Below are 14,429 nucleotides of genomic sequence, written 5' to 3'. Positions count from 1 at the left end.
TCCACCCTGGACAGTCATCTGGTGGCTTTGCGGAAGAACAATCCGTCGGCTGCAACGGCCACCAGGATGAGGACACCTGTCACCACCTGCTGGTAAGTGGTATCCCAATGCAGCAGGTTGAAGCCGTTGCTGATGACGGTGAGGATCATGACTCCCACGAAGGCCCTCCACATGGCACCCTGTCCGCCGAGGATGCTGGTTCCGCCGATGACCACAGCGGCGATTGCGGTGAGCTCGATGCCGATGGCCATGGCCGGCTGGGCCGATCCGGCGCGGGAGGCCAGAATCATCCCGGCCATTGCCGAGCAGAGGCCGCTGATGGCGAAGACCGCCACGTGGATTGAGCCCGTTCGGATGCCGCTGAGACGGGCAGCTTCCCGGTTGCCGCCCACGGCGTAGATCCTGCGGCCGAAGGTGGTGCGCCACAGAACAATTCCCAGGACCGCGGTCATTGCCAGCATCAGTACCGAGCCTGCGGTGAGGCCGAAGATGCTCGGCCAGGTCCAAGTCTGGAACGATGCAAGCTGGTCAGGCAGCGGTGCCACAATTGCGCCGCCAGTGATCACGATGGCCAGGCCCCGGTAAATGATGCTCACAGCCAATGTTCCGATGAACGAGTTGACCTTCGTGCTGACCACGATCAGCCCTGTAACGGTCCCCAACAGGGCGCCCACCAGCAAGGCTCCGAAGAACCCTGCCGCAACACCGAAGTGCTGGGTGAGCGTCACCCCCGAGATGGCTGAGACTGCGAGCGTGGCGGTTGAGGAAAGGTCAAAGACCCCGCTGATGATGCACAGCGTGGCTGCCGCGGCGAGCAGTCCCACGACGGCGGCCTGGTCGAACAGGTTGATGAAATTGCGGCCCGTGAGGAATGTTCCGGTGTTCAGGGCCAGGAACAGCATGATGGCGGCCAGGCCAAAAACGATTCCGAAATCTTTGAGATTCAGATTGAACTTTTTTTCTGCCGTTGAAGGCACGGCAACTGCTGTTGTGCTCATGTGGATTCACCTATTTCAGGAAAGCGGAAGTCATGACTTCGTCGCGGGAGGCGTTTCGGTCGAACTCGGCAACAATGCGCCCGTGCCTCATGACATGGATACGGTGGGACAGGCCGAGCACTTCCTCGAGCTCGGAGCTGACCACGATGACTGCTGTACCCTTAGCAGCCAGTTCAACGATGATGCTGTGGATCCGGGCCTTGGCTGCGATGTCCACTCCCCGGGTGGGTTCATCCACCAACAGCACTGCCGGAGGATCCAACAGCCATTTGGCGAAAAGCGCCTTCTGCTGGTTCCCGCCGGAAAGGTTGGCAATAGGCTGTCCCGGGCGGGCGCCGCGCAGGTCAACTGACTTGCTGACGTCCTTGACGGCCGCCCTTTCCCGCCGTGCACTGACGAAGCCGGCCCATGACCGGCCGGACAGGGTTGAGAGGGCAATATTCTCTGAGGCTGGCCGGGACATGACCAGTCCCTGTTCTTTCCGCGACTCCGGAATGAGCGCGATACCTGCTTTGATGGCGTCCCTGATGGAGGAGGCGCGGAGGCGGTGGCCGTTGATCTCGACGTGGCCGCCGGTGGTCCGGTCTGCGCCGAAAATGGCGAGCAGGGTTTCGCTGCGGCCGCTGCCCACGAGCCCGGCGATGCCCAGGATCTCTCCGCGACGGACCTCAAGAGATATGTCGCTAACCTTGGTGCTGGTCAATCCGGCAACCCGAAGAACCGTCTCAGCTTGGGAGTGAACCTGCGGCACTTCGGGGAGGAGGAAATCGACGTCCCGGCCAACCATCAGCCGCACGAGCGACTCCGGCGTATGGCCGGCAGCGTCTTCGGTGACGATGTGCTGTCCGTCGCGCAGAATGGTCACCCGGTCCACCAAGTCCAGGACTTCCTCCAGGTAATGGGAGACGATGAGGACGGTGGTCCCGGTGGAGGCCAGCCTTTTGATAACCTGCAGGAGTTTTTCCTTCTCGGCCTCGTTGAGGACCGCGGTGGGTTCGTCCATGCACAGCACCTTCGCCCCGCGGGCAAGGGCTTTCAGGATTTCCACCTGCTGCTGTTGGCCGATAGGCAGATTCCCCACGGTTGCCCGGGGGTCCAGGTCAAAACCGGTCTCTTCCAACAGCCGGGCGAAATGGTCACCGTCCTTGTTGGGGAGGAGGAGGCTTCCACTGTGGGCCCAGCGGCCCAGGAAGACGTTCTCCAGCACCGACAGGTTGGGGATCAGTGCCAATTCCTGGGAGATGAGGGAAATCCCATGGGAGATGGCGTCCCGTGGGGTTGTGATCCTGACCGGGTTTCCGTCCAATTCCATGGTGCCGGAGTCCGCCATGATGGCACCGCCCAGGATTTTGAGCAGGGTGCTCTTTCCTGCGCCGTTTTCCCCCATGATGCCGTGGATTTCCCCGGGGGTTACCGACAGTGTGACGTCATTCAGCACCGTGGTTGCACCGTAGCGTTTGCCGATTCCGGAGACGGTGATCTCCGGTGCGGTCCTCCGGCTGGCATGCTCGCGTTTTTCCAACTGTTGTATCGCCATGTTGACCTCTGGAGATGGAAGGGAGTTGAGGGCCGGATCCCCGGGGCCGAAGCGGTCAGGCTCCGGCCCCGGGTTGCCCCCGGGAGGTGGCTGGACTAGTCCGAGTACTTTGAGACGTAGTTCAGGGCATCGAGTGCCTCTTTGGTGCCCTTGCTGTTGTTGGGGGCCAGGCTGGCTTCGTCGATGGCAGTTTCCACTTGCTTGCCCCGCGCCTTGGCGAGCCCCAGTTCGGTGGCCTTGGCGCCGTTGGCTACGACGTCGCTGACGTAGATGGAGAACCATTTACCGGACCGGACCGCTTCCACATTGGAAACGGATGCACCGTTGCCGATGAACTTGATGTCACTGTTCCCGGCGGCTGCGGCGGCGCCGGTGATGGCCTGGGATGCGCCAATCACCACGTCAACATCAGGGTTCGCCTGTGAGACGTTTTGGAATGCCTGGCGGCCGGTGTCCTGGGTGTACCCGCCTTCGACGCTGGCCACGAGCTTGATTTTCGGATCGGTGGCCAGTTCCGTCTTCACGGCATCGGTCCGGGCGTTATCCAGGGGCATGGCCTTGAAGCCTTCGAGGTAGGCCACCTTGCACGTGTCGCCCGGCACCGTGGCGCAGGCTTGCTTGCCCATCTCGCCGAGCACCTTGCCGTTGCGGGTGGGCAGGTCCACGATGCTGATGGCACCAGGGACCTGCGCCTCGATGGTGTCGAACTTGGGCCCGATGACCGAGAATTCGACAACCACCGTGATGCCCGCCTGTACGGCCTGCGTCAAAGGTGCGATGAGGGCCTGGTTGTCATTGGCCTGGATCACGATCACCTCGAACTGCTTGGAAGTGACAGCATCCTGGATCTGCTGGACCTGGGTCTGGGCACTGAAATTGGAGTCCACAAAGGTGGCGCTGGCGTTGTTGGCTTTGGCCGCCTGCTCCACGCCGAGGTACGTGCCCTGGGCAAAGCCGTTGGATTTGGCAAAACCGAAGAATCCAACGTTGAGTTTCTGGTCTGCACCGGCAGCCACTGCTTCTGTGGTGCTGCTTTGGGCGGGCGGGGTGCATGCTGAGGTCAGCAGGGCGAGGCTCATGAGGGCCATCGCTGCGGCTGGACGCTTGGTGATTTTCACAGTTAATCCTTTCTGTCGCGGCGTTTAGTAGCCGTAGTGGGTCTTGGCGAAGTCCTCGGTGATGAAACCGTTGACGATGTCGTACTCAATGTCTTCGCGGGAGCGCTTGGAGACATCTCCGAACCCGCCGCCGCCCCCGACGGCCAGGCGGACGACGTCGCCGGCCTTGATTTTCCGTGCGTTGGCCTTCAGCGTCCGGACCTCGTCGTGGCGGCCGGGATTGATCACCACTTCCGGGCCCTGGGCGTCAGAACCACCGAAGAGGCCCCAGGCGGGCGTCTTGGACCTTTCGAACCACAGCCCCACGACGCAGTCGGCGAGGAACTCGTATTCACGGACAACTCCGTTGCCGCCCCGCCACTGCCCGGGGCCACCGGAGTTCGGGCGGATGGAGTACTCGTTGATCCGCAGCGGGTAACGGGTTTCCATCATTTCGATGGGCAGGTCCTTGAGGGACCCGTTGACGTTGTTGATCATGGCGGATTCGCCGTCGGTTCCCTGCCAGGCGCCCCACCCGCCAAGGGTGGCTTCCATGCTGACGAAGTTCCGGCCGAAGCGGGGATCGAAGCCGGCGGCAGTAATGATCATTGAGTCACCATGGCTGGCGCTTGCCACCCGTTCAGGCATGGCGGGTGCCATTGCCTTGGAGACCAAATCGATCAGCAGCCCGAGATGCGAGAAGTACCACTGGCATGGTGCCGGTGCCACGGCGCCCAGCACTGAGCCGGAACGCACCTGGGTGGTCATGGGGCGGAAGGATCCGCCGTTGGAGTTGGAGTCCGGGCTGACCAGGAGCTTGTACCCCACGCGCAGGGCCGAGACGGCTTGGGCTGCGCCGCAGTTGACCGGGCCCATGGCCTGGTCGGCGGAGCCGGTGACGTCGAAGTCGACAGTGTCGCCGGCGACGGTGATCTTCAGCCTGATCGGGATGGGGGTGTCCAGGTTGATGCCGTCGTTGTCCAGGACGCCTTCGGCTTCGTACACGCCGTCGGGGATGTTGCGGACGGTCTCGCGCTCAATCTCCTCCGTCTGGCGGAAGATCTCATCGCGTGCGGCATCGAGCTGCTCCATGCCGTACCGGCCCACCAGCTCCTTCATCCGGGTGGTTCCCATCCGGAGTGCGGCGATCATCGCGTGCATGTCGCCGATGGTCTGGTAGGGGAAGCGGACGTTGGTGCGGATCAGGTCCACCACGGAGGTTTCAATGCCGGCTTCCATGAGCTTGACCGGCCCCATACGGAAGCCTTCCTGGAAGATGTCCGTGGCATCCATCGAGCCGCCCACATCCTTGGACCCCATGTCCATCCAGTGCGCGCGGGTGGCGGCGAAGCCAACCACCGAGCCGTCGTCGAAAATCGGCGCGAAGATGGTGACATCGTTAAGGTGCGTTCCGCCGAGGTAGGAGTCGTTAAGGATCCACACGTCCCCTTCCTGCCAGACCTCGCGTCCGTACAGCTCCTCCACAGCAATGGAGCACGTTTCCAGGTTGCCGAGGAACAGCGGGAGCCCGGCGGACTGTCCGAGTACGCGGTGTTCGGTGTCCAGCAGCGCCACCACACAGTCACCGCCCTCGTAGAGGATGGGTGAGTAGGCGGAGCGGATCAGGGTGGCGTTCATATCGTCGGCGGCGCTGGTGAGCGCGTTGCGGATGATTTCCACGGTTACGGGATCCAGGGTTTTGACTGCAGTGATTGTCATTAGTGGTACCTCAATTTCCTTCTGCGTCTTCAGTGCGGATGACCAGGGAGCCGAACTCGTCGACCGTGACGTTGAACCCGGGCGGCACCACGGTGGTGGCGGTCTGCTCCACGATGATGGCGGGACCTTCAAAGGTGTGCCCGGCGGCCAGGTCGTCGCGGCGCACCACGGTGGTCTCGTGTTCCACGTGGTCAAAGACCACCCGGCGCATTTCGTGCTTGAACTCGGGGCTCTGCGCTGTTGCGAAGAGCGGTGCCTCCAGCCGGCCCAGGTCGCCTACCGCCTGGGTCCGCAGTGCGACGATCTCGATGGGGGCGCCCAGGTTGGAGTGCCCGTAGCGCTCGTGGTACATCGCGGAGAAGCGGACCGCCAGGTCGGCGACGAAGCCCTCTGACTCGGGTTCGTCGGCGGACGTGAGGGGGACGTTCAGTGAGAATTCCTGGGACTGGTAGCGCACGTCCACGGAAGCGGTTGTTTGGCGGCTTTCCTCAGGGACGCCTTCGGAAACCAGGGACGTCAGGCCCTCCACTTCCATCCTTCGCAGGACACCGGCCATGTCAGCCACGTCGATGTCTTCGTCGAGGAAGAAGTACGGTTCGGAGAAGTCCTTGCGGATGTTCGTCTGCAGCATGCCCCACGCCGAAAACGCGCCGGGGAAACGGGGAACCACGGTTTCCGGGATCCCGAGTTCCTTGGCGAGGAAGACCGCGTGCATGGGCCCTGCGCCGCCGAACGCGACGAGGGCAAAGTCGCGAGGTTCGATGCCCCGGGAGATGGTGATGGTCCTGATGGCCTGGGCCATCTGGGAGTTGGCTACGTCGCAGATGCCTTCGGCTATGGCGATCGGGTCCAGGCCGAGCTCGTCTCCCACTGTCTTCAGGGCCGTGATGGCCGCTTCCCGGTCCAGGGCCACTTGTCCGCCTGCGAACCAGTCGGGGTCCACGCGGCCGAGCACCAGGTTGGCGTCGGTGACGGTGGGCTCGGTGCCGCCGCGGCCGTAGCAGGCTGGCCCGGGGGTGGCACCGGCGGACCGGGGTCCCACCCGGAGACCCCCGGCTTCGAGCCATGCAACAGAGCCGCCGCCGGCTCCCACAGTATGGATGTTGACGACGCTCATGAGCATCGGCAGGCCCTCAAGGTGGGCTTCGGTGGACACGTCGGGTTTTCCGTCGACAACGAGGGAGACGTCAAAGGAGGTCCCGCCCATGTCAACACCGATGAGGTTGCGGTTGCCGGACACGCCAGCCAGTTCGACGTCGCCCATTGCGCCGCCGACCGGCCCGGACAGCAGCGTCTGAAGGGGACGCTTGCGGGCGGACTCTGCGGTGAGCACGCCGCCGGAGGACTGCATGATGTGCAGCGGGGCCTCCACGCCGCGGTCCGCGAGCTTCTCTTCCAGGTCCAAAAGATAATTGCGGACCACGGGACCCGTGTAGGCCTCAACCACCGCGGAGGAGGTGCGCTCGTATTCGCGCCACTCCTTGGCTGCTTCATGTGAAAGCGAAACGGTGAAATCCTCGCCCAGTTCTTCAAGCAGGATTTCACGGGCACGAAGTTCATGGGCCGGGTTCTTGTAGCTGAAGAGGAATGCAACGGCAACGGCGCCGTATCCCTCATCCTGTGCCCGGCGGGCTGCTTGGCGGACGGCCACTTCGTCAAGCGGCCGGATCTCGTGGCCCTGACCGTCGAGGCGTCCGCCGACGCCGATGACGTCCTTCCGCTCGATCAGGGGAGCCGGCTTGCGGTACTGGGCGTTGTAAAGCTCCAGGCGGGGGCCGCGGGCGATGTGGTAGGAGTCCTCCACGCCTGCAGTGGCCAGCAACAGTACTGGAACGCCGCGACGCTCAAGGAAAGCGTTAAGGCCTTGGGTGGTTCCATGCACCAGGAATTCGATATCGGAAAGGTCGGTAACAATCGATTCGAGGCCGGCGATGACGCCGGCGCTCAGGTTGCCCGGCGTGGTGGATGCTTTCGTCGCCTCGTAGGTCCCTGCGCTCTGGTCATACGCCACGATGTCCGTGAACGTTCCGCCGATATCCATCGACACCCTGTAGTTCGGCATGTGTATCTCCTTATGGTTCTGGTGGAACTTGGTGTGTGGAAAATCACGTTAGACAGGGGGCCTTCCGGAACGCGGTGCATCATGCACAATCTGGGGCACGGAGATAGGGCTCCCTGCCTAAGGAGGCCCATGGAAAGCCCATTCAGCAGGGGATCTTGGCACCCGAGAAATTGGGGAGTGGCTTTCTTGTTTGGGTGCTTGACGCGTTCATAGCGGCGCTCTTAGCCTTGTCCTGCCGCTGCGGGGGCGGCAGGACTGACCCGCGCGTAACCCGCTGACGGACTCCGTTAGGGTTGATGCGTGCGAGCCATCCTTCAGCGGGTCACCCGAGCCGAGGTCACCGTCGACGGCGAAACGGTGGGGTCCATTGACCGCCCGGGACTCGTTGTCCTGGCCGGCGCTACCCACACGGACACCTTGGACGATGCGGCGGCCCTCGCCGCCAAGATATGGACCCTGCGGATCCTTGAGGGTGAGAGGTCGTGTGCCGACCAGAACGGGCCCCTGCTGGTGGTCAGCCAGTTCACGCTGTACGCGGACACACGGCGGGGAAGGCGCCCCTCCTGGTCGGACGCGGCGCCTGCGAACACCGGCGAGCCCTTGATTGAACACCTGGTTGCTTCCCTGCGCGGCCTTGGGGCGGAGGTGTCCACCGGGCGGTTCGGGGCCATGATGCAAGTGTCCCTGGTCAATGACGGACCGTTTACGATCAGCCTCGACACCGCCGATTTTTCAGCTCCCCGCCGCGGCTGACCATCCGGAAGTTCTGGGCACCGCGGCCTTGAGGTCGGTGAATACGCTGTCCGAGAACCCGCTCAACTTCTCCTCCACAGGCACGGATCATCCCCAGCAACCAGACGTAAACTGACGTTCGCACCACCTCTCATCTGACTCCGCCAGGACAGAAACCTTTGGAGCCGCCATGCTCTGGAAACTGCTTGTTGAATACCTGCGGCCGCACCGGCAGCTGCTGGTCGCCGTCGTGGTTTTCCAGCTGGCGCAGTCCATTGCGTCCCTGTACCTGCCCACCCTGAACGCGGACATCATCGACGAAGGCGTGGCCAAGGGGGATACCGGCGTCATCCTCAGCCTGGGCGCCCTGATGCTGGGGATCACGCTTCTGCAGATCATCTGCGCCGTGATTGCCGTTTATTTCGGCGCGAAGGCCGCCATGGGCACAGGCAGGGACCTGCGCGCCGCCATCTTCAAACGCGTGGGAGAGTTCTCCGAGCAGGAAGTCACCAAGTTCGGCGCGCCCAGCCTGATCACCCGGTCCACCAACGACGTCCAGCAGGTACAGCAGTTGGTGCTGATGGGTGCCACCATGATGGTGGCCGCGCCCATGCTCGCCATCGGCGGGGTGATTATGGCGGTGCGTCAGGACGTGCAGCTGTCCTGGCTGATCGCCGTCGCGGTGCCGGCCCTGATGATCGGCGTGGGGCTGATCATCATCCGGATGGTGCCGTTGTTCCGGAAGATGCAGAAGCGGATCGACACCGTGAACCGGGTGCTCCGCGAGCAGCTCACCGGCATCCGGGTGGTGCGCGCGTTCGTCCGCGAGGACATCGAAACCGCCCGCTTCGCGCAGGCGAACGACGACGTCACGGACACCGCGCTGCGTGCCGGCCGGCTGATGGCACTCGCGTTCCCCGTGGTCATGCTGGTGCTGAATGTCTCGTCCGTGGCGGTGATCTGGTTCGGTTCGTTCCGGATCGAGGACGGCTCCATGCAGGTGGGCACCCTGATCGCGTTCCTGAGCTACCTGATGCAGATCCTGATGTCCGTCATGATGGCCACGTTCATGGCGGTGATGATCCCGCGCGCCGCAGTGTCCGCGGATCGGATCGGCGAGGTCTTGGGCACCGAATCCAGTGTCCGGCCGCCGAAGAAGCCCGTCAGCAGCGCGGTGCGCCGCGGCGAGCTGGAAATGGTCGACGCCGGATTCGCTTACCCGGGTGCCGACCAGCCCGTTCTCTCCGGGATCAGCTTCACCGCCAAAGCAGGGCAGACGACGGCGATTATCGGCAGCACGGGCGCGGGCAAGACCACCCTGGTGAACCTCATGCCGCGGCTGTTCGACGCCACTACCGGCGCGGTGCGGATCGACGGCGTGGACGTCCGCGAGCTGCATCCGGATTTGCTCTGGGGGCATATCGGCCTGGTGCCGCAGCGGCCCTACCTGTTCACCGGCACCGTCCGCAGCAACTTGCAATATGGCAAGCCGGACGCCACCGAGGACGAGCTCTGGTCCGCGCTGGAGATCGCGCAGGCCCGCGACTTCGTGGAAGAGATGGAGGGCGGGCTGGACGCGCCCATCTCCCAGGGCGGCACCAACGTCTCCGGCGGGCAGCGGCAGCGGTTGGCCATCGCCCGGGCCCTGGTGAAGCGTCCCGAGCTGTACATCTTTGACGACTCGTTCTCGTCCTTGGACACCGGCACCGACGCCCGGCTGCGGCAGGCGCTCAAGCGCAGCACCGCCGGCGCCACGCTGGTGATTATCGCCCAGCGGGTCTCCAGCATCGTGGACGCGGACCAGATTTTAGTGCTCGACGGCGGCAGGATCGTGGGGCGCGGAACGCACAGTGAGCTGCTGGAGACCTCGGAGACGTACCGCGAGATCGTCTCCTCCCAGCTGGCAGCGGAGGAGACGGTATGAGCTCGCCGCACCGGCCGCCGTCGGGCGCTTCCCCCTCAGGCGCCACCGGCGGAACCGCAGCCGCCGCACCAACCGGGACTGCCGGCGTCGGACGCATCCCGCGTCCCGCCCGCGGACCGGGCCAGGGCGGTCCGTTCGCGGGCATGAACGTGCCCGCGGAGAAGGCGATGAACTTCGGGCCGTCGGCCAAGCGGCTGCTGGGCACGCTGCGGCCGGAGCGGGCGTGGCTGCTGCTGGTGCTGGTGACGGGGATCGCGAGTGTGGCGCTCTCGGTGATCGGGCCGCGGCTGCTGGGCGAGGGCACCAACCTGATCTTCGCCGGGGTGGTGTCGCGGGAGTTGCCGGCCGGGGTGAGCAAGGCGGAGCTGATCGCGCAGTTGCGGGCCGCGGGGGAAAACCAGAAGGCGGACATGCTCACGCCCATGGCGCTGACGCCGGGGGCGGGGATCGACTTCGAGGCGCTGTCGAGTGTGCTGCTGTGGGCGCTGGTGCTGTACGTGCTGGCGTCGGCGTTTATGTGGGTGCAGGCGTATGTGCTGAACGGCGTGGTGCAGCGGACGGTGTTCGGGCTGCGCGAGGAGATCGAGGCGAAGATCCATCGGCTGCCCCTGCGGTATTTCGATTCGATCCAGCGCGGCGAGCTGCTGAGCCGGGTGACGAACGACGTCGACAACATCTCCCAGAGCCTGCAGCAGTCCATCAGCCAGGCGGTCACATCGGTGCTGACGGTGGTGGGGGTGCTGGTGATGATGTTCATCCTCTCGCCCGCGCTGGCGCTGATCGCGCTGGTGACCGTGCCGCTGACGCTGGGGGTCACGGCGCTGATCGCCAAGCGCTCGCAGAAGCTGTTTGTGGCGCAGTGGAAGAACACGGGCGAGCTGAACGGGCAGATCGAGGAGACGTACACCGGGCATGCGCTGGTGAAGGTTTTCGGCCGGCAGCGCGAGGTGGAGGAGCGGTTCCGGCAGAAGAACGTGGAGCTGTACGAGGCGAGTTTCGGGGCGCAGTTCATTTCCGGGTTGATCATGCCGGCGATGACGTTCATCGGGAACCTGGTGTATGTGGGGATCGCGGTGGTTGGCGGCTTGCAGGTGGCGTCCGGGGCAATGCAGTTGGGCGATGTGCAGGCCTTCATCCAGTACTCGCGGCAGTTCACCATGCCGCTGGCGCAGCTGGGGTCCATGGCTAACCTGCTGCAGTCCGGGGTGGCGAGCGCCGAGCGGGTGTTCTCGTTATTGGACGAGGAGGAGGAGTCTGCTGATCCTTCTTCGGGTGTTTCTGTTGATGGCGCGGGGCGGGGGCGGCTGGTGTTCTCGGATGTGTCCTTCTCGTACTCGCCGGATAAGCCTTTGATTTCCTCGCTTTCTTTGGTGGCGGAGCCGGGGCAGACGGTGGCGATTGTGGGCCCGACCGGTGCGGGGAAGACTACGCTGGTGAACCTGATGATGCGGTTCTACGAGCTGGATGCGGGGCGGATAACGCTCGACGGCGTGGACATCACTTCTGTGCCGCGGCGTGAGCTGCGCTCGCGGCTGGGCATGGTGCTGCAGGATACGTGGCTGTTCGGCGGGACCATCCGGGACAACATCGCGTACGGGCGGCCTTCTGCTACCGAGGACGAGATTTTGGAGGCCGCGCGGGCGACGTATGTGGACCGGTTCGTGCGGTCGCTGCCTGATGGTTACGACACAGTGCTGGAGGACGAGGGCTCCAACGTGTCCGCGGGGGAGAAGCAGCTACTGACGATCGCCCGGGCGTTCCTGGCGCGGCCCTCTGTTTTGATCCTGGACGAGGCCACTTCTTCGGTGGATACCCGGACCGAGGTGCTAGTGCAGAAGGCTATGCGGGCTTTGAGGAGCGACCGGACTTCCTTTGTGATCGCGCACCGCCTGTCCACCATCCGCGACGCCGACCTCATCCTGGTGATGGAGGCCGGCCAGATCGTGGAGCAGGGCACGCACGCCTCGTTGCTGGCTGCGGGCGGGGCGTATGCGCGGCTGTACGAGGCGCAGTTCGCGGCTCCTGTGGCGGAGGTTTAGGGCATCTTCGCTGGGCAGCAGCAGTCGAGGATCATTGCGGTTCTAGTTCAGTGGTTGGGGATTATCCCGCCCCGCTCATCTCATAGGCGACTCCGCCTTGCCGGGCTGCGATCGCCACGGTGCGTGGCGAAATTCCTTGCGACATGTGCCATCGCCAGCGTGGCGCTGTCGGCTGCACGAGCAGGTGTGAATTTATTTCTGTCTTGGGGGTTCTGGCGGCAACTGTCTGACGACTTCCAAGATGACCTGGACATAGCGGGTTGCCTGTTTCAGGTTTATGGAAGATTTCCGATGGACCGCCTCATTCCGCGCCCTTACCGCATTCGTTAGTTCTCCATATTTGGCTTTGTCCACGAGTCCTGCGTCTATCGCGCCAGTCAACCAAGCCGTCGGGTTCGACCGTGGAATGCTTGCCATCTTCGCGCGGTCCTGTCTGCCGCTTAATTCGGTTTCCAGTAGTGCGACGGCAGATATGAGCGCGCCATCAGGATCGTTCTGTTCCAGAAGTCTCTCTGCCTCGCTCCGCCGTGACTCCATGGCTTCGTCCCGGAATTCGTAGATCCAGTTCCTGAATGACTGATGAAATGCTTCCCCGTTCTTTTCGTCGCGGACAAGAATCGTGAGATTGGTGAGGGCATCGGGGACACGCTCAGCCGCACCTCTAACGAGGAGCACATTGTGGTTGTTTCTTCTCAATGCAGCTAGTGCGTACTGCGTTCCAGCTTCGCTGCTGATGTCCACGACCAGGATTGTCGCGCGCATGGCTAGTGCATCTTCTTTGGTCAGGTCGGTCCCCGGTGGGGTCTGCACATCGCTGGCCACTACCGGTGCGAATCCGGCCTCCTCGACCACGGGAAACACGGTCTCTTTGTACCAAGCAACAGAGCTAAGCGGGACTTCGAAAAAGCAGGTGACGCTGCTCTCAGCAGGAACTAATAGGTCCGCTTTGACCCGTTCGTCGGTACTTTGGCTTCGTTCAAGTAGTTTTGGGCGCCAGTATTCCCCGAGTTCAGTGAAGAATCTGCGCAGTTGCTCGTCATATGAAAGGCCGTGTCGGCGAGGAAGATTGATGACCCGCACGCCGCGGCGTTCGAACCGGGCTACTTCTTGAGGCGACGCAGCAATTTGCACGCACCAAGGTTGGCGACTGAGCCCACCCAGTCGTTCCTTTATCAAGGCCATTAACTGACGCGTATCCGGGTCGTCGAAGCTATACCCTATGAGTACCGGCGTGTGACTGATAAAAAGCGAAGTGACTGCTGTCGCCAGCAAAGGCCAACGGCTGAGGAACAGGTCGTAGTCCGACTCTGTCATGACGAGATGCTCGGGATGATGTACGTCACCGTGAATCTTATACAACTTTGGCCCGGCCGATCGCCTCAAGCCGGCGAGTTGCGACTCGCCGATAAGGGGAATGCATGGTCGCCCCGCCGCCTCATATCCACGTTCTAAAAGAAAGTCGAAGTTGGTCGTAATGACCGTTTCAAAGCCCAGCTCAGCGAATGCTTTGTGGGATTTCCCGGGGCGAGCATCATAGATTCGGGTAATTCGGCCGATCTTTTCTACAAGGGTGTTCCGTCCATAAGCGTGTTCATAAGCTGATACCACCTCTAGCGGCCCCACAGTACCGTCAAAATCGGGCAACTGTTCTGCGAGGGCCTTTCCAAGGTTTTTCCAATCCGGCGGTAGATCGCCTGTCTCCACCGTCGCATTACGGGAGAATCCGGCGCCGATGAGAGGCAACCACTGCCCCTCAACCAGGTGCTCGAGTAGAGGTGGTGGTACTTGATCTATGTAAGAAATGGACAACGATTCAGCTCTCCGGGACTTAATGAACTGGCCTTCCGGTCAGCATCGGATGTTTCGCTTCAATGTATAGGATCAAGCCCCGCTATCGGGTGACCTTTCTAGGCATCAAAGCCTGGCCTCTGTCATGAGAGGGCGAAGAGTGGCTGAATACGAGCCTGTAATTGGACCAATTTCGACGGTTTCCGATCAGCTACTGTCCCTCAGGGACCAGGCTGGCTAACAAATAAGTGGGTCATTATCGGCTTTAGAGAGTGCGACTTAAGGCTGCGTGTTCTAGTGAACCTACTGCCGCACTGAGAACGATAGCCCGTTCGTGGGTCAGATTTGGATCTAGGACTGCGCCAAGGGCTGTGCAGGAAGGCGTTTCTGGACCCGATCCTTAAGCACTTCCATTTCTGCCTTAGCCTTTAGACCGTCGGTTGTTGCATTGGTCGAAGTTAGGGGCCATGGCACGAGCTCAAAAGTGGGCGGCGCTGTTAGCCCGCCCCTCACACCCTCAACCAACAGGGCCC

Annotated in this window: 9 protein-coding genes; 3 read left to right on the top strand and 6 right to left on the bottom strand. The window is 62.9% G+C overall.

What is annotated here, in order from left to right; translation table 11 throughout:
• Positions 1-14: 14 nt before the first annotated feature.
• From ACLKOZ_RS19850 to ACLKOZ_RS19830, 5 genes are all read right to left on the bottom strand, one after another.
• Positions 15-998 carry an ABC transporter permease gene (locus tag ACLKOZ_RS19850; protein WP_337348759.1) on the bottom strand — a complete coding sequence of 328 codons (984 nt, stop codon included), beginning with the start codon at positions 996-998 and terminating at the stop codon, positions 15-17.
• 10 nt (positions 999-1,008) lie between these two features.
• Positions 1,009-2,535 carry a sugar ABC transporter ATP-binding protein gene (locus tag ACLKOZ_RS19845; protein ID WP_436477654.1) on the bottom strand — a complete coding sequence of 509 codons (1,527 nt, stop codon included), beginning with the start codon at positions 2,533-2,535 and terminating at the stop codon, positions 1,009-1,011.
• Between the two features lie 95 nt (positions 2,536-2,630).
• Positions 2,631-3,653, bottom strand: coding sequence for a sugar ABC transporter substrate-binding protein (locus tag ACLKOZ_RS19840; protein ID WP_376047748.1), 1,023 nt, complete (start codon positions 3,651-3,653; stop codon positions 2,631-2,633).
• A gap of 24 nt (positions 3,654-3,677) precedes the next feature.
• Entirely contained in the window at positions 3,678-5,351 is a 1,674-nt protein-coding gene (locus ACLKOZ_RS19835) for a hydantoinase B/oxoprolinase family protein (protein WP_436477651.1), read from the bottom strand.
• 10 nt (positions 5,352-5,361) lie between these two features.
• Positions 5,362-7,413 carry a hydantoinase/oxoprolinase family protein gene (locus tag ACLKOZ_RS19830; protein WP_436477649.1) on the bottom strand — a complete coding sequence of 684 codons (2,052 nt, stop codon included), beginning with the start codon at positions 7,411-7,413 and terminating at the stop codon, positions 5,362-5,364.
• Positions 7,414-7,713: 300 nt separating this feature from the next.
• On the opposite strand from ACLKOZ_RS19830, the gene dtd reads away from it, so the two are divergent.
• From dtd to ACLKOZ_RS19815, 3 genes are all read left to right on the top strand, one after another.
• Positions 7,714-8,166, top strand: a complete 453-nt coding sequence (dtd, locus tag ACLKOZ_RS19825; protein WP_376047743.1) for a D-aminoacyl-tRNA deacylase — start codon at positions 7,714-7,716, stop codon at positions 8,164-8,166.
• A 169-nt stretch (positions 8,167-8,335) separates the two neighbouring features.
• Positions 8,336-10,069 carry an ABC transporter ATP-binding protein gene (locus ACLKOZ_RS19820; protein ID WP_436477647.1) on the top strand — a complete coding sequence of 578 codons (1,734 nt, stop codon included), beginning with the start codon at positions 8,336-8,338 and terminating at the stop codon, positions 10,067-10,069.
• Entirely contained in the window at positions 10,066-12,108 is a 2,043-nt protein-coding gene (locus tag ACLKOZ_RS19815; protein ID WP_436477645.1) for an ABC transporter ATP-binding protein, read from the top strand. The genes ACLKOZ_RS19820 and ACLKOZ_RS19815 overlap by 4 nt, the downstream gene beginning before the upstream one ends.
• Positions 12,109-12,300: 192 nt before the next feature.
• Here the strand turns inward: ACLKOZ_RS19815 and ACLKOZ_RS19810 are convergent, their stop codons facing one another.
• On the bottom strand, positions 12,301-13,851 hold the full coding sequence (locus ACLKOZ_RS19810) for an SIR2 family NAD-dependent protein deacylase (RefSeq protein ID WP_436477643.1): 1,551 nt from the start codon (positions 13,849-13,851) through the stop codon (positions 12,301-12,303).
• Between the last annotated feature and the right edge of the window lie 578 nt (positions 13,852-14,429).

This window comes from Arthrobacter sp. R4 (genome assembly GCF_051365025.1).
Classification (GTDB): domain Bacteria; phylum Actinomycetota; class Actinomycetes; order Actinomycetales; family Micrococcaceae; genus Arthrobacter.
Note: the sequence above shows the minus strand (reverse complement) of the source record. Positions and strands in the feature narration are given on the sequence as shown.

What these genes read in the sequence shown, in the direction of transcription:
- ACLKOZ_RS19850 (WP_337348759.1), bottom strand. Translation starts at nt 998, where the DNA reads ATGAGCACAACAGCAGTTGCCGTGCCTTCAACGGCAGAAAAAAAGTTC.
- ACLKOZ_RS19830 (WP_436477649.1), bottom strand. Translation starts at nt 7,413, where the DNA reads ATGCCGAACTACAGGGTGTCGATGGATATCGGCGGAACGTTCACGGAC.
- ACLKOZ_RS19815 (WP_436477645.1), top strand. Translation starts at nt 10,066, where the DNA reads ATGAGCTCGCCGCACCGGCCGCCGTCGGGCGCTTCCCCCTCAGGCGCC.
- ACLKOZ_RS19820 (WP_436477647.1), top strand. Translation starts at nt 8,336, where the DNA reads ATGCTCTGGAAACTGCTTGTTGAATACCTGCGGCCGCACCGGCAGCTG.
- ACLKOZ_RS19845 (WP_436477654.1), bottom strand. Translation starts at nt 2,535, where the DNA reads ATGGCGATACAACAGTTGGAAAAACGCGAGCATGCCAGCCGGAGGACC.
- ACLKOZ_RS19835 (WP_436477651.1), bottom strand. Translation starts at nt 5,351, where the DNA reads ATGACAATCACTGCAGTCAAAACCCTGGATCCCGTAACCGTGGAAATC.